Consider the following 18,399-nt stretch of genomic DNA (forward strand, 5'->3'; position numbering starts at 1 on the left):
ATAGAAATTCGAAATAATAGAAAGAAATGAGCCGGAGTAGTATCCAGGCTCATTTCTTTATTTAAAAATCGCTTGAAGCATCTCATCCTCGTCCAACAATCTTAGTGCTTTCTGGCGATAAACCTCATCATGCAAATACGTATACCGATTGGGTTTCACCGTTGGAGCAATTTCGATGGCTTGTCGGTATTCTTCTTTATTTAAGCCAAGCCCTTTTACATAATCGAAAAAGCCGGTCCTTGTGAAAACTTTCATCATTCGCTCAGCGCGATGATTTTGGACATTGGCCATGATGTAGGTTGCGATTCCCACTTGAATTCCGTGCATTTGCGGCTGCCTGGCGATTTTATCAAGTGCATGGGAAATCAAATGCTCAGAGCCGCTAATTGGCGAACTGTTTCCGCTAATAACCGTCGAGATACCTCCAAGTGTAAGTGAACTGATGAGTTCCTTTAGAAGAATCGGATTGCGAATGTCGGTCAATGGTGTTCGAATAAAACTATTAACCGCTTTTTTACTAAGCATGTAGGCAAAATGGTTCATCCTTGCGGCTCCATGCTGCTCCTCAAACTCCCAATCATAAAGAGCAGTTATGTTAGATAGCAAATCGCCAATCCCTGCTAGGATAAAACGATTCGGGACATGCTGAATAATATCTAGGTCAGCAATAATTCCGTACGGGACTCTCGCTGGTACCGTCGTTTTCTTTTTATTGACGATGAGCGAGCAATTGCTGCTGGCAAAGCCATCATTGGAAGCAGACGTTGGAATGCTAAGGAATGGACTCCTTCTTGAAAAGGCTAGGTACTTGCCGTAATCAATCACCGTCCCGCCGCCCATGGCAATCACCACATCAAAGCGTTCCATTTCGAATGCTTTTTTGATGAGCTCCTGGATGTCCAAACCCGACTCCATGAGTAAAGCTGAAATCTGCACATCGGTAATAGAGTCGAGGATATCCTGTTTGTACATTTGATAAGTAAAATCATCGAACAAGAACACGGCATTAGCAAACCCATGTTGTTTCAGAATCCGATCAAGGTTAAAAACAGTTCCCTTTCCTATTTCTAAAATTGCGGGAATTGGAACACTGGTAACAGGTGTCAACACTTAAGACAGCACCCCTTTTTCAAGCAAATAATTCTCCACTTCTTTAAATGTTTCAACAGGAATAAATGGCACCTTCTTTTCACGAAGCAGGTTTTGCAAGCCATTTTTTGCAAACGTAACATCGGCATACTGGGCAGGATGGGAATCCGGCTCACTATCGCCGATAAAATAAATCATTGCATACTCTTCCTTCAGTTTCTGAATCACTTTCGATTTATCGATTCCGTAACGTTCAGAATAATGCCATTGGTTTTTATCAATGTTCATATGGACGTTCTTCTCACGATAGTGCCCTTCATTGGAAAAAACCTTTACATTTTCAACACCATACTTTTTTAAGAGATGATAAATATAATAGTCAGTACCGGCACTCAAAATATAAAAATCGGCACCGCTCGCTTGTACCTTTTTAATAAAGTCAGGTACATATTCATCAATGGGAATGGAAAGTGTATCCTCGATAATTTTTTCTTCCTCTTGATTGATGGAATTAAAAATCGTCGCCAGGAAATCAATATCCTTGATTTCGCCGGCTTTCCAGTTCTTATAAAGCTCCCGGCCTTCCGGGAAATATTTGTCCATCATCACAATATAGAAGTCCTGTTTAGAAATCGTCCCATCAAAATCCGAAACAAACGCCCATTTTTTCACAAAGCAGCCCTCCATGGTCAATGTTATTCCTTAGTATAATATCCAAAATATCACAAAAGGTGGATTTTATAAAGAAAACTCGCCGATTGGCGAGCCCGTTAGGGCGAAGACAGAGGCGTAGTTGCACTTATGCCTGATAGGAAAGGGGCCCTGAAGTCTATTAAAACTTAAAAATCTTCGCCAAAGCTTTCATTGATTCTGGACCGCAGATTTTTGCAAAACACCGTTAATGAGTTATCTTACTTGTTCTCCTTAACAACATTGTGGACCCCAGGTGCCAAATTTAAAACTACCATTTTCCACTATATTCCAAACCTATTTTACATTGGATTCTGAATTTTCGGTATGATAATTTTGAGATGTTAGTGAAAAGTGTGATAAATTAATAGGAAGTGTAGTTTTCTTTATTTAAATATATATTATCATTTCTACAAAATACTGATGGGAGATGTTGAAAAAGTGTCGTTAGAAAGTGTAAAAGCCCATTTTAAACAGTGGCATCGTGACGTAGATGTGATGGAATTTGACACCTCAAGTGCTACCGTTGAACTTGCAGCCGAAGCACTTGGTGTCATCCCTGCACGGATTGCGAAAACATTATCATTCAGGGGTGACGGAGAACAAGCCATTTTGATCGTCGCCGCTGGAGATACAAAAATCAATAACAAGAAATTTCGTGATACTTTTGGTTTTAAAGCCCGAATGCTTAATCCTGATGAAGTGCTCGAACAAACTGGACATGCAATTGGCGGAGTTTGCCCATTTGGGTTGGAAAATAATCTTGATGTTTACCTTGATGTTTCAATGAAACGATTTGAGACCCTGTTCCCGGCGTGCGGCAGTTCCAATTCTGCGATTGAATTGACCACGGAGGAAATTTTCCACTATTCACTTGCTAAGGAATGGGTGGATGTGTGCAAAGGCTGGGAAGAAGCTGATGAAGTTAATGAGAAATTCGCTTTAAAAAATTACGATAAGTGAAAGTGACTCAATTTAAAACAGAGGTGAGCAAGTATGCTGGAAATACACCAAGTTTATATGACTTCTTTCAAACAGGATCGAACAATCAGGGTCTATCTACCAGTTAGCTATAACCAAAGTGGCAAGGTTTACCCCGTGTTATATATGCACGATGGACAGAATGTTTTTGAAGATGCTGGTGCCATTAACGGAGTATCTTTGGGAATGAAAGACTATTTAGATGAAAGTGGATTAGAGATTATTGTCGTAGGAATTGATCTCAATACTGAGGGTGAAGAGCGGGTTAACGAATATTGTCCATGGATAAATGGTGAACTGAGCAAAAAAGTATTAGGCTATGCTAGTCCAACAGGCGGCAGAGGTGAAGAATATTTAGATTTTGTCGTAAATGAGTTAAAACCCTTAATTGACAAGAAATACCGCACGCTTACAAACCATACATCGATGGCAGGAATTTCATTAGGTGGTCTTATTTCCACTTATGCTGCCTGTCGTTATCCTCAGATTTTTAAAAGAATAGCAGCTTTATCACCAGCATTTTATCGGAACCAGGAGGAAATAGAGAAATTAATTATAAACTCTGACCTATCAGCAGTCGAACGGTTTTATATGGACTGCGGAACGAAAGAGGCCGGTGAAAATGAAGAATTAAGTAAGCTCTTTTTCAAAAGGAATAACGGGGTTTATCAGATTTTGAGCAGTAAAATTCCGAACTCCAAGTTTCAAATGATTGAATCTGGAGAACACAACTATACGAACTTCAGAAACAGAATCCCTGACATGCTTGCTTATTTATTTTCAGACGAAATATAAATGGCGTTACACGACAATATCCCCTGAAAATGCACATCATTAATAAACACAGTCTAACATATGAAAGGCAGCTTGATCAAAGCTGTGGTTCACCTATTCAAACTATAAAATGTATATTTTCCTCTTAGAAGTGATTCGTTTTTGCGACGCCCCACTTTTTCAAACGAGTAAAGGTATGGTTGATAAATGGCCATACCTTTCGTCTATTTTTTTAATTGACCTTTTAATGCAATTAATTTGTTCTTAATAAATGGTTCGATTTCTTCGGGTAATTGATTTAAGCTAAAAAACATGGCTTCTATTCCTTGATTTCTATCAGGAGCTATTTCTCCTTCGTACTCGGTACATAAATAACCAATTGCAACAGTATGGTACCTTTCATCGACTCGATTTATTAATTCCTTGCCTGAATAGACACCAAACAATTTTAACGCCTTTATCTTTACGCCGATATTTTCAAAGACAATTCGTGTAATACACTCTTCAACTGACTCATTTAACTGTAAAGTTCCACCTGGAATAGTCCACGTTCCACCAATGTTTCGACTTAGTAGAATTTCTCCTTTTTTATTAATGATTGCTACGCTAGGCCGCACGATGATAAGTGGAGAATCCCCAATCATTTCTCTTATCTCTTCCCAATACCCGATAAATACCACTCCCTATGCTGAGGCTTAAATGCAACTTTTTTATTGAAATTGAACAGTAGAAAGGAGTAACCTACTCCTTTTTAGATGGCATTTGTCAGCCGCCTTCTATACAAGTTGCGTTGGAACTTCCTACAACTTTATTTAATTCAGTTAACAATTCTTGAAAAATGTTGTCGTTTACTAATACTTGTAAGGTCTTTTCTGTAATTGGAACATTGTATTTTTGAAATACCCCTAATGTTTCTTCCCATATTTCGCTTATAGCCTTTGAAGTCATATTTGATTGGATTACCAAAAAAACAACCACCTTTAATCCTTATATTAGCACTTTTGGGCTCACCTTTATTCTACTATTTTGTGCTACTCCATTCATTAACCGTCTCTTTCACTAATTGCACAAAGGCGTCCTTTTCTTCTATAATCAATGTATGTGCAGACTGCTCAAACCACACCCATTTTTTATAAGGAGCCTGAAGTTGGTTAAAAAAGGCTTCTGCTAATTCACTTGGAGCCGTGAAATCATGACGTCCTCCACATATAACAATCGGAACCTGAATGCTTTTACTAGATTGAAAGAAGTCAAGATTCTCCAACTCCTCTTTAAAAACGTTCATCGAATATATTTGTCCCCTAATCCATTTAATTAAATCAATCAAGCGATATTCAGGACTTTTCATGACAGATTTAAAAATGGTACCAGCAAAATTCCCCGTGTGCACAAGTCCTCCGCCAAATTCTTGTAACCATTTATTGTGGATACGATCGGAGTTCAAGCTTTTCCATGGCGGAGATCCTAATTTTTCAAGCTGTGCATAGGCTTTTTCATTTCCGATTTCCTTCGCCTTTCTGAGCGTGTATTCATATGAGATTCTTTCGTTTTCTTTCATATTCACGACTTGGGAAACAGCAAAATACCCATAGAATAGTTCAGGCCGACGCTCAATTGCCAAATACGAGAGAATAGTTCCCCACGAATGACCGAGTATATAGATTTTATCTTTATGAAAACGAGCACATAATTTTCCCGCTATTTCAATCAGATCATTGACCATTTGATCAATGGTCATCGATTCTTTCGGTGTTTTTTTTGAAAAAGAAAGACCTGCACCCCGTTGATCATAATTCACAACCAGGAAATCCTTTTCAAGCTCAGAGCTATAGCGGCTAATAAAACCGATTTGCGCCCCGCCTGGCCCCCCATGTACCCATAGAATAATAGGCTTGCTCTGATCATGGCCACGGAGAAGCAGCCATTGCTCTACACCGCCAATGTTTATCTTTTCAAGTGAAGCAATGCTGTTTGGTGCATTAGGAATTGTTTGCGTTTTATTAGTAAACATTTGATCATCTCCATCAACAAGTTTGAATCTTAGAGACTTTTCTTGACCTCTTTTCACGTTACTTACTTCCACCAAGAGAAATAAAAAATCATTATCATTAAATATTCCCTTCTTCGTAAATAATTCCCTCTATTTTGAGAGTGCATTTTCACATTTACCTAAAAAAGGAAAAGGGTGTCAGGCACCATGTGAAAATTCACATGGTGCCTGACACCCTTCTTTCTATTAGAATGGTTTTAATATCATTAAGGAGATAATGATTAGAAATATCACATTTTCCAAGTTTTCAAGGCGAAATAGAACTTTTGATAGTCGCCAATATTCTTCTGGAATGGCTTCGCCTTTATGGGAATCTAATAAGGCTTTAATTGGTTTCGATCTGGGTGACAAGACAATCGGTCCCATCGCAAGGGCTGCCAAAAAGAGCACGAGACTTGTTACATACCAGCCCATCCGAAATAGACTTGGATTTAAATAGCCCATCGCTAAACCAGTGAGGAGTAAAAATATGCCCCCAACCATCACAAATATATGTAATTTATGTCTGATCTTATATGAATGTCTTAACTCGGTCATCGTATTGCCCGATTTAACAACAGTCGTCAAAACAAAACCCGGACCCATCCCCAAGATGGCGGAGAAAATATGTATGAAAACAATGATTTTATAAATAGTACCCACAGGTGTGCATCCCCCAATCTCTGCATTCTCCTATTTTATCATAAAAATATCATCTTAAAAGTAATGGTGTTGGCAATGTGAAGATGATTTTGTCCTTTTTCAGCCATTAATTTTCCATCCTCTAAATGCTATAATGGAGATTACTGAAATCTGAAAGGGGGCTGTAATCATCAATAATATTGTAAAGATGCTCTTTATTATCAGTGGATTTATTGCCCTAGGCCTAGGCATTTTAGGCATTATCTTACCGCTGCTGCCGACAACTCCGTTTTTACTTTTAGCATCCTTCTGCTTCGTAAAGGGATCAGACAGATTCGCGCAATGGTTTAAAGCGACAAAAATCTATCAGCGGCATTTAGAGAGCTTTGTCAAAGAGCGAGCAATGACACTAAAACAAAAACTAACCATTCTATTAACCGCAGACGTTATGATTGCCATCCCCTTCATCCTCCTCAACAATATGATGATAAGGGTCATCCTCCTGCTAGTCATATGCTATAAATACTATTACTTCTTCACTAAAATTAAAACAAAGGGTGTCAGGCACCATGTGAAAAATTCACATGGTGCCTGACACCCCTTTCTTTTTGGAACTAGGACAAATGTCGAAACAAATTTTCTGTTGAGGTAATATAATATTAGGATGATGAGTCAAGCTGGGAGTGATGATATTGGAACCAAAATGGCTGGGTTGGGCAAAGCAGCTTCAGTCCATTGCCCAAACGGGATTAATGTATTCAAAAGATGTGTATGACTTGGAGCGATTTGAATTAATCCGCAATATTAGCGTGGACATTTTGGCGCACCATACAGATATGGACAGGACTGTTATCAAAGAGCTATTTGCTAGTGAAAAAGGTTATGCGACGCCTAAAGTCGATATTCGAGGTGTGGTCTTTAAAGAAGGGAAAATATTAATGGTCCGCGAAAACATGGATGGCCGCTGGTCATTACCTGGCGGATGGGCTGATATTGGATTAACTCCAAGTGAAGTTGCTGTTAAGGAGATTAAGGAAGAATCGGGATTTGATGTGAAAGCAGTTAAATTGTTAGCCGTAATGGATATGAAACGTCACCCCCATCCGCCTTCTTCCTATCACATTTATAAAATGTTGATCCAATGTGAGATTATTGGCGGGCAGGCTGCGGAGGGTATTGAAACAAGCGCAGTGAAGTTTTTTGCGGAAAATGAACTGCCGCCGCTATCAACGGCTCGGAATACAGAATCACAAATTGAAATGGCTTTTAACTATTTAAAAAATCCTCAAGAGCCCATCTATTTTGATTAGGTCTTTTATAGTAATTGGCGGCGGTCCTCGTCTTAATTCTAAACATGGCAAAACCAAGGTGTATTTGAAATTCGTCAAAATACATCTTGGTTTATTGTTTTTTAGTCTGGTTATTCTTGGCTGAAAACTTAGGAACCACCCGCACTTTGTAACAAAAGAAAAGCCCACTATACGGTTGGTGTCACGAATCAGTCAGATTTATGGAGTATTCAAGTTCTTACTCTTTTGGCATTTTACTTAGGTCCATATACAACACATTCCAGCGATGACCATCCAAATCGGAAAAACCGCAGCCGTACATCCAGCCTTGGCTCACTGCTGGCTCACCAAAGATGGTACCGCCAGCCTCTGCAGCCTTCTTTGCCATTTCATCAACTTCTGTCCTGCTCTCTGCATCAATGGATAGCAATACTTCCGTCGCTTGCTTTGTGTCGACAATTTCATGTTGGGTAAAATTTTTGAAAGTGGAATCAGGAAAAAGCATCACCGTAGCATTATGATCCCCGATGATTAATTGTGCTTGATCATGATTGCCATGTCGAGTATTAATAGTAAATCCAAGTTTGGCATAAAACTCTTTTGATTTATGAATGTCTTTTACCGGCAAGTTAATCCAAAATTGTTTTGTCATAGTGATTTTTCTCCTTGTCCATTAATCTTACTTGTATTGCTAAAAAGTTTTGCCATATAGTATTCATCCGTATACTCGCCTGCAATTAAAAGGGAATGTTTTTTAATCCCCTCTATCTCAAATCCCATTCTCTTATACAATGCCACACCGGCTTCGTTCCCAGATACAACGGTCAGCTCTAAACGGTGGATTTTCCGTCCAATCGCCCATTCTTCTAGCTTTGTAAATAACTTTGTTCCGATGCCTTTTCCTCGATAATCCTTTAGAATTCCAATAACGATATAGGCTGAATGTTTGGTTCTTCTTACAGTACCGCCTATCGCAAACAAATATCCAATCAAGGTGTTGTCTTTTTCTGCAACGAATATAGTAGAGTTTTCACTTTTTATCATATTCTCTATTCTTATTTTTTGCTGTTCAGGGGTAACTTGTCTTTCTCCAGCTTCCATCAGCATAAACTTTGATTCTGCCTCAACTTGTAAAATAAGGCGCACTAAGTTTTCTGCATCTGAAACTTTTATTTCTCTAATAACCATTGCCTATTTCCCCCTTGAAAAAATTTCCCCTATTATTTATGACCAGACTAGTTTTATCTGAATTTACCATTACGTAACCCTCTACTGCCTTCAGCTTATGATAGCTTGACTTTCTCAAAATGTTCAACTGTTGGAAAAGGATCATAAAAATGATGTAATTGCTTTTTCCATTCTTGGTATTCACTTGATTGTCTGAATCCAACAATATGGTCTTCTACAGTTTCCCACTTTACTAATAATAAATATTTTCCCTCCTCTTCCATACAACGCTGCAATTCGTGAGAATGGTAACCCTTCATAGATGAGATAATTTCAGATGCCTTTCGAAAAGCTTCCTCATATTCCTTTTCCTTGCCTTGTTTAACGTATAGCATAGCTGCTTCTAATATCATAAAGTTTCCCCCTTTTATTCCTTAAAGGATATTCCTTATATCCTCGAGCCCATACACAAGTTCATTTAGGTTATCCCCGGCAAAGCTCACTTCAATGGTATCAATTTCTTTACCTCCAAGTACCTCATAAAAAAAGCGTGAGCTATTATCTTCAAGCACTAACACCAACATGGTGGAGATATTTTGCTGCAGCAGTTCTGCTATGATTGGTTTCACCAACAACTTTCCAAGTCCGTTTCCTTGGTATTCCTTTAAAATATAAATGGCATATAATTCGCCTGCGTAATCGTGATATTTGCCCGTTCTCGCCTTGCCGCCAGACGAAAATCCAACAATTTTCCCTTCCTTGGTTTCCGCAACATAGACACCTCCATTAGGAATGTTGTCCTGCCATAACTGCTCACGGCTTTCATAGGAAAGTTTGTTTAAATATTCGTCTGGAACAATGTTAGCATAGGTAGTTCTCCAACTATCAACATGGACTTTAGCGATTCCAACGGCATCAGCTAACACAGCTTTTCTAATCTTCATCCCAACGCCTCCATTTTAACAATCGTTAATCCCTTTATAAATCTCTAAAACTTCTATTAAAAATTGCATGTCGTAACCAGTTTTTGCATAGATTCTTTTTGCCCAATCTTCTATCCTATCGAGCTTTGGATCATGAAATAGTCCTTCGCTAGTACTTAAAAAACTCTCCCATCCGTAGAATTCCCAATGGGCTAATTCAGATTTATATGGGATTCGACACTCTAACAAGGGTTTCGGTTTAATTAAAGTCTGAGAATACTCAGCTGCCTGCATAAAATTCCACTTATCTATTGGTTGAGTGTCATAAATCTGTTTGGATACTTTACCATTGGGTCTATGATAGATTATTTCAACCAACTTTTCACATGGTTTAACTTGAACTAGTGCTCCGGGAAAAAAACCACTAAGCTTCTCTTTAGTAAAATCTTCGTTATTTTCGTCGATTAGAACGGGATTTAACCATTGGTCCCCCAAATCACATAAAAACCGATTGCCTGTCTCATTTAGTGCAATCACCGCCACATGAGCATGGCTGGTGCTTAAATGTTGACCGATTGGATATGCTGTAATTCCGTTTTTCTGAAATTCATCGAGCAGCCATATGACAAGGTCAAAGCAGTTACCAGCTATACCATACCGTTGCCTGTGTTCCCGCATAAGGGAAACATCTCGTTGTTTCTTCTTAGTACTTTTGGTTTGAAACCATGCTTTTGTTAAGGTTTCCATGGGAAAATCATCAAATTTGTTCCATGGACTTAGAATACTCTTTGGGGCAAACAAGTTTCAAACACCTACTTTAGAGATTTTTCTTTCTAGAATTCTTATAAACTCTAAATAAAATCCAATGGGACGAGAAACTCATACGGTTTTCCTATTATATTCGCCAAAGCAGTGAAAACTCCTTGTGATAATACATGTAGTTATATTGTCCTTTTGAACATCCATACCACATCTTATCAGTCTGATTCCAGCGACCACAGCGCTGGTTTTTGCGATACATGCCTGACCGATAGGAAGTTATACTTTCCTATCATTCAAAATAAAGGTGTCAGGCATCATGTGAAAAATTCACATGGTGCCTGACACCCGTTTTTAAATATTCTCCTGCTTTAGTGCGTCGATGATGTTTTCTTTTTTTACTTTGGCGCTGGAGTAGAGCATGGCGGAGCCGACGATGATGAATACGGCGGCAATCATATATATAATACTCATCCAGGGTAGGGTGAATCCATAGCGGAAGCTGTTCATCAATGCCTTGTGAATTAAATACATCACCGTGATACTGATAGGCAGTCCGTAAAGCAATGACTTAATTCCATAAAAAATACTTTCATAATTGATCATTTTGTTAAAACCTTTTGGTGTCATCCCAACCGATTTCAGCATCGCAAATTCCCGTTTTCTGAGGGAAATCGAGGTCGATATCGTATTAAATATATTCGCTATCGATATCGCTGTAATCAGTGCAATAAATCCATACGTAAAGACCGACATTAACAGAATCATTTGTTCATCCTGCTGTCTGCCTTGATATACATTCTGAACAAACATCTTGTTGTCTTTTATTTCTTCGATTTCCTGCTCGGTTTTCATTGGATCCTTACTTTTGAGGTAAAGCAATATCTGGGTCCTATCATTCACCTTTTCGTTTACCAGTTGGTTCATGACTTTTTCTGAGACGATAATGTTCAATCCGCCGATTCCTGTCGGAAAGATTCCCATCGGAAATTGATCGGTTAATGCGGCAATTTTCACTGTATTTAAATGGATTTCTTTTTCTGTTTCCGGATCTGTATAAGTTAAATCAATCGTGTTGCCAACTTTGGTATGAATGGCCTTCGTTTCAACATATTTTCCTGCTTCCATATCCTCATATGGGATGGTGTCTATCACTATTCCAGCTAAATGGTCTTTAGTTGTCAGTTTAGCATAATCTGTCCCAACGGTTTTTGCATAGGCCTTTAGATTTTGCTCGTTTAATGAGTGGATTTTAACATAATATGGATATTTCCCATCCACCAGTACACTCTTGTCCTGCTTCACCATTTTTTGTAATTCATCAGCAATTGATGCTTTGTTTATCCAGGTGTTCATATTTAATTCATGTACCACACTAGATTCCGTTACATCCTCAAGGGAAGAAAATGATTGTAACAGCCGATTATCTACTTCCGTTATGTTACCATGCACAGCTACAGAAATATCATAATTTATTCCATCCTGTGAGAGTACAAGCGATTTTTTCATATTGTCTGTAAAAAATGATACGGCTAAGAAGAGTACGATACTAATCACCAGTGAGAATACGGTTGCTTGGTACTTACGTTTGTTTCTTTTTAAATTTTTCAAACCGATTTCCGCTTCGATTCCAAATAGCTTACGGACGAGTTTAGATGTTTTCACTGCTTTTCCTGTAAGCTTCACATCGGTTGTTTGACGTATGGCATCAATGGCGGATATTCTTGATGCCTTGATCGCTGGCACATAAGTGGAGATGAAAATCGTAACCATCGAAACTGCACAGGCAATTAGGAGTGATAATGGAGTAACCGTTAAAGTTAGCTTTTCCGTCATCCCTAGAGCACCTTGAATGATTGAGTTAATGAAATAAAAGGTAATTCCAATTCCAGTAAGGCCCGCTAGAATTCCAATAGGAATACTAATTACGCCAATCATTACTCCTTCAAAAAACACTGAGTTACGTTTCTGCCTTTTCGTTGCCCCGACACTGGAAAGCATCCCTAAATGACGCGACCGTTCCGAGACGGAAATGGCAAAGGCATTATAGATCAATGAAACGGAACCGATAATAATGACCGACATAATAATGGCTGATAATGATATGAGCGTACGGTATAGACCGTCATTATTTGTTAACCCGTAATAGCGTAATAAATCGGTATTAAATCGAGGAGGTGCTATGTTGTTTTTCTTCGCCAATTGGTTAGCGTGATTAAAGACGGAGCTTTGAACCTTTTTTAACACAACCGTTGCATTGACAGGATCTTTATCGCTTATCATGGTTTCGTCCACATAGCTAATGATTGTATAACCGGGGGCCCAGGTCGATTCCCATGTCGGACGTTTAATGAAGCCTACGACCGTGTAGGTTGCCGCTGTTTTATTTGTCAAACTCTCTTTCCGCTTCCCATCTCCTGTTTGTAATGGATCCTCTTGTCCAAAAATATGCTCCGTAACATTTGGGATCTTACGCTGTCCGACTTCAAGGGATAATTGATCGCCAATCTTGTATTCTACTTTCGCATTTGTGGCAATATGGTCGGAAATCACAACCTCTTTAGTTGTTTTTGGCAGCCTGCCTTTACTCAGTTCAATCGGAAACTGCTTAAATCCTTGGGTATTATACTCCTTAATAAATAAATACGGCTTGCTTTCATTTTGTCCACCTTCTAAAAGTGCATAGCCGCGATCACGTGAAAGGACAACCTTTTTTGTATCCTCATCGTTTTTAATTGCTTTAAGCTGCTCTTTATTTACATCTTTGTAAAGGACATGCCATTCACCATTAGTAGCGATCTCCTGTTTTTGCAATAAATCCATAAAGGAGACACCAAGGGTTGCCACTGCCGTCACCATGGCCACAGAGATAATGACACCAATAATGGTTACTAGCGTCCGCCTCTTGTTTTGCTTCAAATGCCGGACTGTTAGTTTATTGACGATATTCACGGACGAATCACCTCATCCTTAGCAATCCTTCCATCTTCGATTGCAATGACTCTGTCAGCTTGGAGAGCAATCCGCTCATCATGAGTAATGACAAGGAGGGTTTGATTAAAGGTTTTATTGAACATTTTTAACAGGTCGATGATTTCACTACTATTCTTGCTATCTAGATTGCCGGTCGGCTCATCTGCCAGCATGATAGCGGGGTTACTTATCAGTGCCCGGCCAATCGAGACCCGCTGCTGCTGACCGCCTGAAAGCTGATTTGGCAGATGGTTTAAGCGATCTTGCAGGTTGAGGATCTTGACGATATCTGCAAACTGTTTCTTGTCGACTTTATGTTCATCAAGCAGGAGCGGCAGAGTAATATTCTCCTCGACAGTTAATACTGGAATTAGGTTGTAAAATTGATAGATCAAGCCAATTTGCCTGCGTCTAAAAATCGCCAGCTGTGTTTCATTTAGGTTATAAATGTCTGTGTTATCCACGAGTACTTTTCCGTTTGTCGGCCGGTCAACACCGCCAAGCAGATGCAGCAGCGTTGATTTTCCTGAACCGGATGGGCCAATAATCGCGACAAATTCGCCTTTTTTTACTGAAAAAGAAACATCATCAAGTGCCTTTACCGCCGTTTCACCTTTTCCGTACACTTTAGACAGATTTTCTATTTTTAAAATTTCCATTTTAATAAAACCTCCATGTTTGTTACTGATGATCATAGTTTATCTGTTTAAAATGACTTTCCAGTGACTAGAAAGTGACAGTTTAGTCACTTAATGCTTTCCTAGTTAACGGCAAACAAGGAGGCTTCGCTAGTTTTGGAGATGGATTTCTGCCTGTAAATCACTTATTTTCGGGAGTAAAAACCTTATCCGAGAGTAAAGTGACCCTATCCGAGAGTATATCTCTCTTATTCGAGAGAAACTCTCCTTCCCCGGCTATTCTCACTAGATTACCTGCTTATAAACCTTAATCCGAAACTGAGTACCTTCTCCGTTTTTACTGTTAACCTCGATATCGCCATGTTGACTGGTAATGATGCTATGTGCCATTGCAAGCCCGATGCCTATGCTATCCTCACCGGCATTCTTTCCTTTATAAAAACGTTTTAAAATATGCGGGAGATCTTCCTTGGCGATGCCTTTGCCGTTATCTGCTATGACAATTTCCGTAAACAAAGCATTTTCTGAAAAAGAAATGGTAATCCTCCCGCCTTCTTGAGTATGCTCCACACAGTTTTTCAATATATTTATTACGGCCTCTGCCGTCCAATTTAGGTCGCCAACAAAAGAGACTTGATCATCACCGTCAAGCAAAACGGTTTGTTCTTTAATGTCCATCGGAATCAGAACCGGCTCTAACGCTTTTTGCAGCAGCCTTTTCACCGATACCACTTCTTTTTTAAAGTGCACTGTTCCCGCGTCAATTTTTGAAAGTTTTAATAATGAAGAAACAAGCCATTCAATCCGTTCGAGTTGAATGCGGATATTGTGAGTAAACTCCGTTCTTTTAGCTGCAGGCAGATTGGCATCACTTAATAAATCGGCCATCATCATCATCGAGGTAAGAGGTGTTTTAAGCTGATGAGATATATCGGAAATTGCATTGGTGAGTTTTATTTTATCTTGCTGTAAAAGGGAGCCTTGTTCCGATAGCATAATAGTCACCTTATAAATATTGTTTTTTAATATACTTAGCTCACCTTCGTGATTATCACGGACATCAAGCGAATAATCACCACTACTAATTTGTCGCAAATAGCTAGACAGCTTTTCGATTTCACGATATCGCCAGCTTGTAAATAATAAGCTGCAACCAATTAACAAGGCAGAAATGATAAAAACAAGTACCGTGGCAGGGAGTGAGAAAAAAGCCGCTGCTATGATGGTGGTAAAACTTAGCAAACACATCGTTACTATAAATATTTGAATCTCGCGATTTCGGAGCATGCTAATCACCGACCTTATAGCCTAAACCACGCACTGTTTTAATAATCTGCGGGCTTTGCGGGTTATCCTCTAACTTTTCCCGCAGTCTTTTTATGTAAACAGTTAAGGTATTATCATTTACGAAATCCCCTGCTATATCCCAAATTCGCTCTAATAGCTGATTTCGTGAAAGGACCTGTCCAATATGATTCGCAAAGATTAGGAATAGGCGATATTCTAGGGCAGTTAATAGAACTTCTTCACCATTTTTATACACCTTACCTTCAAGCGTATTAATTCGGACATTTTCTATTTCGATTATCGCCTTTGTCCCCGACTGCTTTTGGTAGCGCCTTAAGACTGTTTTTATTCTTGAGATTAACTCTCTAATTCGAAAAGGCTTGGTAATGTAATCATCTGCGCCCATGTCCAGCCCCATCACTACATTGACTTCATCATCAATCGCCGTTAGAAAAATGACGGGAATATCGCTTCGCTCCTTCACAAGCTGACATAACTCATAGCCGCTTCCATCGGGCAGGGATAAATCAAATAAACATAACGCGAATTGTTCAATTTCATCCACTATCACCTTTTTTGCTGATACTGCATCATGGCAAAGTACCGTGGCAAACTGGTCCTGCTGCAGTGAATATTCAAGCCCTACGGCAATTGTCCTATCATCTTCCACAAGCAAAATTTTCATCATAGTATCCCGCCTTTCTCTATCGTCATTATATCAGCATTAAAGGGTGTCAGGCACCATGTGAAAAATTCACATGGTGCCTGACACCCTCTGTAACTATTTAAATCAAAAAAACGAGCTTGGAATTCCAAGCCCACGTTCCTTTTCCATTTTGCAGTCCTACTTCAAATGAAGAACCATATATTCGTCATCATAATAGACGCCATTAACTATTAACGCCTTTTCTTCCAAGCCAAAAGTTTTAAACCCTAATTTGTTATAGAGCTTCTTTGCTTTTTGATTACTTGCTGTTACGCTTAAATTTATTTTTTCAATCGCTTCTATCGTTCTCGCTTTATTGATGGCTTCTATGAGCAATGCTTTTCCCACGCCTAAACCTTGCTTCTTTGGCGTGACATACACTGCAAAAATGTTTGCCCGGTGCCGAATTTTCGCCCGCTCCTCTAAAAGTAAGGTCACAACCCCGATTAGTTCCCCACTGTCAAACGCACCAAACGTGTAGTTTCCTTCTGTGGTAAAGTTTTGGGCGACCTGTTCAACTGGATTTTCCCTTGTTACAGATTCTTCATAGCTTGTTAAAAATGCTTCCGGATTTTGCTGTAATGCTTCTAAACGTAATGCCCAATAACTTTCCGCATCTGATGGGCTAAGTAATCTAATTTCCATCGTTATTCCCCTCCGTTCAAAAATTTGACTTTTCCGTTAATTTTACCACATTGCCCCATTACTAAAATATATTAATAATTTCACTTTAATATGGCCCCAATACTCTTCTCTATATATTCATTATCTTTCAAGGGATTACGGACTTGTTTCTCCCAGACAGTTTTGCTTTTACTCAATTTGTAAAAATCATTATAAAGGCCTTCGACACTTGCTCTTTTTACTTCAAAGGATCGGTCAGGAAAGTTGTATTCAATTTTCTTCAAGTTCCCAATCAGCGCAAAGGCGGCTGTTGAGTTATAAATAATCGACTGATTGACAAGGTCGGTGCCAATTTCCGACACTGATTGGTGATAATTTACGATTACCGTAAAGGCGTCAGATTTAAGTTCAAAGTCCTTTTCAACCTCGTTCAACGGTAAATGGTTAAATAAGTTGATCATGTTGCCTGCATTGCCCATATAAAGAAAACGATAGGGGATAATATTTTCTAAATCATGTGTAAGCGGTCTTCTTTGATCAATGACATATTGTTCTGCCGCGGCATTCTGCTTTGGAATGATGATAAACTGTACAACAATAAATAGCCCTATACCTACGGCAAGTAATGCAGCAATCAGTTTTCCCAGCTTATTCATGGAAATCCCTCACTTCGTATTGTGGTATCAACTTAATGCACGAATTTAGAACTAATGGGATTACTATTGAAATAAATGGCAAGGCATACCGGGCAATTAATATTCCAAACTGATATGGTCCATCGATGTGGATCGGTCGAGAAAACCAAATGTTGCTGCCGAATAATATCGCCGATAAATATCCCCATGTAACAATAATAAATAAGAGCCAAAGCAGCCAAGTGATAATCTTTGCTCTCGTAAAGGCTGCTACATTCAATTCCCCAATTTTCTTCTCATTCTTTTTAACGTTTTTGGCTAAAAATAAATAGAAGATTCCTAGGACCAAACACATGAAAAGCAAGCAGTAATTCAACAAGAGACCCATACTTAAGAGAGAAAATGGAATCGTCACAATCCACGCGGTAAGGAGATAAATATAGGCAATTTGAAACGCTTTAAAGCGAAACTGATTAATCCAGACGGGGACATAATCATCAATTAAATCATCAATTTTTGTAATACTGGTTTTGGCTCTGGCAATCGCCTCGCGTTCATTTAATCCTTCTGCCATTAAATGAGATACCTTCGCTTCCAAATTCCCTAAAATCTCATCCTTCAGGTCGCTAACACCACGATGGTTTTTATATTTTCTGAACAAGTGATCGACATATTTTCTTAGTTCATTCATCGCTTTTTCCTCCCCTGACAATTAGCTGATCAATCAGTTTCTTCGCCGCCGCCCATGCCTCAATTGCTTCTTCATAAGCCCTTTCACCACTGGGGGTGATTTTATAATACTTTCTTCTTCCCCCTTGACTTTCATCACCCCAATAGGCGGAGATCAGTTTTTGTTTTTCAAGCCTTTTTAAGCTGGTATAGAGTGAAGGTTCCTTTAGTTCAAATTTTCCATTGCTTTGTTCAAATATCGATTTAATAATTTCATATCCATAATTATCACCTTCACTTAACACACGAAGGATCATCGTATCGATGTGGCCGCGAATAAGGTCGCTGCTTATTGGAGTCTCAGCCTGCATAAAATAACCTCCTCTGTTGTTGTATATTGTAACACATATTACTATGTGTGTTGAAGTACTAATTCAAAAAAAATTCATAATAAAGGACACTTCAAGAAGTGCCCGTTCCGTGTAGACGATTTAAAACAGAATATTTTCTGCTGCCGGTTTTTT

The 18,399-nt window shown here is 39.0% G+C and carries 23 protein-coding genes; 4 read left to right on the forward strand and 19 right to left on the reverse strand.

The window, feature by feature from the left end; all coding sequences use genetic code 11:
* Positions 1 to 57: 57 nt before the first annotated feature.
* Together AA980_RS11215 and AA980_RS11220 are read right to left on the reverse strand one after the other, a co-directional pair.
* Entirely contained in the window at positions 58 to 1,110 is a 1,053-nt protein-coding gene (locus AA980_RS11215; RefSeq protein WP_024026272.1) for an iron-containing alcohol dehydrogenase family protein, read from the reverse strand.
* Positions 1,111 to 1,761: an MtnX-like HAD-IB family phosphatase gene (locus AA980_RS11220; protein ID WP_024026271.1), complete on the reverse strand. Its 651-nt coding sequence runs from the start codon at positions 1,759 to 1,761 to the stop codon at positions 1,111 to 1,113.
* 459 nt (positions 1,762 to 2,220) lie between these two features.
* Here AA980_RS11220 and AA980_RS11225 point away from each other — a divergent pair, with 459 nt between their 5' ends.
* Both AA980_RS11225 and AA980_RS11230 read left to right on the forward strand, forming a co-directional pair.
* Positions 2,221 to 2,742: a YbaK/EbsC family protein gene (locus AA980_RS11225; RefSeq protein WP_024026270.1), complete on the forward strand. Its 522-nt coding sequence runs from the start codon at positions 2,221 to 2,223 to the stop codon at positions 2,740 to 2,742.
* Positions 2,743 to 2,775: 33 nt separating this feature from the next.
* Entirely contained in the window at positions 2,776 to 3,555 is a 780-nt protein-coding gene (locus AA980_RS11230; RefSeq protein ID WP_024026269.1) for an alpha/beta hydrolase, read from the forward strand.
* Positions 3,556 to 3,758: 203 nt separating this feature from the next.
* Here the strand turns inward: AA980_RS11230 and AA980_RS11235 are convergent, their stop codons facing one another.
* The 4 genes from AA980_RS11235 to AA980_RS11250 all read right to left on the reverse strand — a co-directional run bounded on the left by AA980_RS11235 (position 3,759) and on the right by AA980_RS11250 (position 6,226).
* Positions 3,759 to 4,178 (reverse strand): NUDIX domain-containing protein, encoded by a 420-nt coding sequence (locus AA980_RS11235; RefSeq protein ID WP_024026268.1) that lies wholly within the window; start codon positions 4,176 to 4,178, stop codon positions 3,759 to 3,761.
* A gap of 121 nt (positions 4,179 to 4,299) precedes the next feature.
* The gene (locus tag AA980_RS11240) at positions 4,300 to 4,500 is read right to left on the reverse strand and encodes a hypothetical protein (protein ID WP_024026267.1); all 201 of its coding nucleotides are present in this window, start codon (positions 4,498 to 4,500) and stop codon (positions 4,300 to 4,302) included.
* A 55-nt stretch (positions 4,501 to 4,555) separates the two neighbouring features.
* A complete protein-coding gene (locus AA980_RS11245) occupies positions 4,556 to 5,545 on the reverse strand; it encodes an alpha/beta fold hydrolase (protein ID WP_034723029.1) in 990 nt (329 codons plus the stop codon).
* A gap of 225 nt (positions 5,546 to 5,770) precedes the next feature.
* Positions 5,771 to 6,226 carry a DUF2269 family protein gene (locus tag AA980_RS11250; protein WP_024026265.1) on the reverse strand — a complete coding sequence of 152 codons (456 nt, stop codon included), beginning with the start codon at positions 6,224 to 6,226 and terminating at the stop codon, positions 5,771 to 5,773.
* 187 nt (positions 6,227 to 6,413) lie between these two features.
* Here AA980_RS11250 and AA980_RS11255 point away from each other — a divergent pair, with 187 nt between their 5' ends.
* The gene (locus AA980_RS11255; protein ID WP_024026264.1) at positions 6,414 to 6,800 is read left to right on the forward strand and encodes a YbaN family protein; all 387 of its coding nucleotides are present in this window, start codon (positions 6,414 to 6,416) and stop codon (positions 6,798 to 6,800) included.
* 97 nt (positions 6,801 to 6,897) lie between these two features.
* Positions 6,898 to 7,515, forward strand: a complete 618-nt coding sequence (locus tag AA980_RS11260; RefSeq protein ID WP_024026263.1) for an NUDIX hydrolase — start codon at positions 6,898 to 6,900, stop codon at positions 7,513 to 7,515.
* 217 nt (positions 7,516 to 7,732) lie between these two features.
* On the opposite strand, the gene AA980_RS11265 is transcribed toward AA980_RS11260, so the two are convergent.
* The 13 genes from AA980_RS11265 to AA980_RS11325 all read right to left on the reverse strand — a co-directional run bounded on the left by AA980_RS11265 (position 7,733) and on the right by AA980_RS11325 (position 18,246).
* A complete protein-coding gene (locus AA980_RS11265) occupies positions 7,733 to 8,146 on the reverse strand; it encodes a VOC family protein (protein WP_024026262.1) in 414 nt (137 codons plus the stop codon).
* Positions 8,143 to 8,682 carry a GNAT family N-acetyltransferase gene (locus AA980_RS11270; RefSeq protein WP_024026261.1) on the reverse strand — a complete coding sequence of 180 codons (540 nt, stop codon included), beginning with the start codon at positions 8,680 to 8,682 and terminating at the stop codon, positions 8,143 to 8,145. The genes AA980_RS11265 and AA980_RS11270 overlap by 4 nt, the downstream gene beginning before the upstream one ends.
* Before the next feature lie 95 nt (positions 8,683 to 8,777).
* Positions 8,778 to 9,074: an antibiotic biosynthesis monooxygenase family protein gene (locus tag AA980_RS11275; RefSeq protein ID WP_024026260.1), complete on the reverse strand. Its 297-nt coding sequence runs from the start codon at positions 9,072 to 9,074 to the stop codon at positions 8,778 to 8,780.
* Positions 9,075 to 9,095: 21 nt separating this feature from the next.
* On the reverse strand, positions 9,096 to 9,605 hold the full coding sequence (locus tag AA980_RS11280) for a GNAT family N-acetyltransferase (protein ID WP_024026259.1): 510 nt from the start codon (positions 9,603 to 9,605) through the stop codon (positions 9,096 to 9,098).
* Between the two features lie 15 nt (positions 9,606 to 9,620).
* Positions 9,621 to 10,385 carry a hypothetical protein gene (locus AA980_RS11285; RefSeq protein ID WP_024026258.1) on the reverse strand — a complete coding sequence of 255 codons (765 nt, stop codon included), beginning with the start codon at positions 10,383 to 10,385 and terminating at the stop codon, positions 9,621 to 9,623.
* A 312-nt stretch (positions 10,386 to 10,697) separates the two neighbouring features.
* Complete coding sequence (locus AA980_RS11290) at positions 10,698 to 13,295, reverse strand: ABC transporter permease (RefSeq protein WP_024026257.1); 2,598 nt, start codon at positions 13,293 to 13,295, stop codon at positions 10,698 to 10,700.
* Positions 13,292 to 13,975: an ABC transporter ATP-binding protein gene (locus AA980_RS11295; RefSeq protein ID WP_024026256.1), complete on the reverse strand. Its 684-nt coding sequence runs from the start codon at positions 13,973 to 13,975 to the stop codon at positions 13,292 to 13,294. Before AA980_RS11295 ends, AA980_RS11290 begins: the two co-directional genes overlap by 4 nt.
* A 264-nt stretch (positions 13,976 to 14,239) precedes the next feature.
* The gene (locus tag AA980_RS11300) at positions 14,240 to 15,241 is read right to left on the reverse strand and encodes a sensor histidine kinase (protein WP_024026255.1); all 1,002 of its coding nucleotides are present in this window, start codon (positions 15,239 to 15,241) and stop codon (positions 14,240 to 14,242) included.
* A gap of 1 nt (position 15,242) precedes the next feature.
* The gene (locus AA980_RS11305; RefSeq protein ID WP_024026254.1) at positions 15,243 to 15,926 is read right to left on the reverse strand and encodes a response regulator transcription factor; all 684 of its coding nucleotides are present in this window, start codon (positions 15,924 to 15,926) and stop codon (positions 15,243 to 15,245) included.
* A gap of 159 nt (positions 15,927 to 16,085) precedes the next feature.
* Positions 16,086 to 16,592, reverse strand: coding sequence for a GNAT family N-acetyltransferase (locus AA980_RS11310; protein WP_024026253.1), 507 nt, complete (start codon positions 16,590 to 16,592; stop codon positions 16,086 to 16,088).
* Between the two features lie 80 nt (positions 16,593 to 16,672).
* Complete coding sequence (locus AA980_RS11315; protein ID WP_024026252.1) at positions 16,673 to 17,227, reverse strand: DUF4825 domain-containing protein; 555 nt, start codon at positions 17,225 to 17,227, stop codon at positions 16,673 to 16,675.
* Positions 17,220 to 17,897 carry a permease prefix domain 1-containing protein gene (locus tag AA980_RS11320; RefSeq protein ID WP_024026251.1) on the reverse strand — a complete coding sequence of 226 codons (678 nt, stop codon included), beginning with the start codon at positions 17,895 to 17,897 and terminating at the stop codon, positions 17,220 to 17,222. The genes AA980_RS11315 and AA980_RS11320 overlap by 8 nt, the downstream gene beginning before the upstream one ends.
* Positions 17,890 to 18,246, reverse strand: coding sequence for a PadR family transcriptional regulator (locus AA980_RS11325; RefSeq protein ID WP_024026250.1), 357 nt, complete (start codon positions 18,244 to 18,246; stop codon positions 17,890 to 17,892). Before AA980_RS11325 ends, AA980_RS11320 begins: the two co-directional genes overlap by 8 nt.
* Positions 18,247 to 18,399: the final 153 nt, after the last annotated feature.

It is taken from the genome of Neobacillus vireti, assembly GCF_001026695.1.
Taxonomy (GTDB): Bacteria; Bacillota; Bacilli; order Bacillales; family Cytobacillaceae; genus Neobacillus; species Neobacillus vireti.

Bases quoted from the DNA above. Each gene is read 5' to 3' on its own strand.
- AA980_RS11230 (WP_024026269.1), top strand. From the start codon at position 2,776: ATGCTGGAAATACACCAAGTTTATATGACTTCTTTCAAACAGGATCGA.
- AA980_RS11235 (WP_024026268.1), bottom strand. From the start codon at position 4,178: ATGATTGGGGATTCTCCACTTATCATCGTGCGGCCTAGCGTAGCAATC.
- AA980_RS11245 (WP_034723029.1), bottom strand. From the start codon at position 5,545: ATGTTTACTAATAAAACGCAAACAATTCCTAATGCACCAAACAGCATT.
- AA980_RS11255 (WP_024026264.1), top strand. From the start codon at position 6,414: ATGCTCTTTATTATCAGTGGATTTATTGCCCTAGGCCTAGGCATTTTA.
- AA980_RS11265 (WP_024026262.1), bottom strand. From the start codon at position 8,146: ATGACAAAACAATTTTGGATTAACTTGCCGGTAAAAGACATTCATAAA.
- AA980_RS11270 (WP_024026261.1), bottom strand. From the start codon at position 8,682: ATGGTTATTAGAGAAATAAAAGTTTCAGATGCAGAAAACTTAGTGCGC.
- AA980_RS11275 (WP_024026260.1), bottom strand. From the start codon at position 9,074: ATGATATTAGAAGCAGCTATGCTATACGTTAAACAAGGCAAGGAAAAG.
- AA980_RS11280 (WP_024026259.1), bottom strand. From the start codon at position 9,605: ATGAAGATTAGAAAAGCTGTGTTAGCTGATGCCGTTGGAATCGCTAAA.
- AA980_RS11295 (WP_024026256.1), bottom strand. From the start codon at position 13,975: ATGGAAATTTTAAAAATAGAAAATCTGTCTAAAGTGTACGGAAAAGGT.
- AA980_RS11300 (WP_024026255.1), bottom strand. From the start codon at position 15,241: ATGCTCCGAAATCGCGAGATTCAAATATTTATAGTAACGATGTGTTTG.
- AA980_RS11305 (WP_024026254.1), bottom strand. From the start codon at position 15,926: ATGAAAATTTTGCTTGTGGAAGATGATAGGACAATTGCCGTAGGGCTT.
- AA980_RS11310 (WP_024026253.1), bottom strand. From the start codon at position 16,592: ATGGAAATTAGATTACTTAGCCCATCAGATGCGGAAAGTTATTGGGCA.
- AA980_RS11315 (WP_024026252.1), bottom strand. From the start codon at position 17,227: ATGAATAAGCTGGGAAAACTGATTGCTGCATTACTTGCCGTAGGTATA.
- AA980_RS11320 (WP_024026251.1), bottom strand. From the start codon at position 17,897: ATGAATGAACTAAGAAAATATGTCGATCACTTGTTCAGAAAATATAAA.
- AA980_RS11325 (WP_024026250.1), bottom strand. From the start codon at position 18,246: ATGCAGGCTGAGACTCCAATAAGCAGCGACCTTATTCGCGGCCACATC.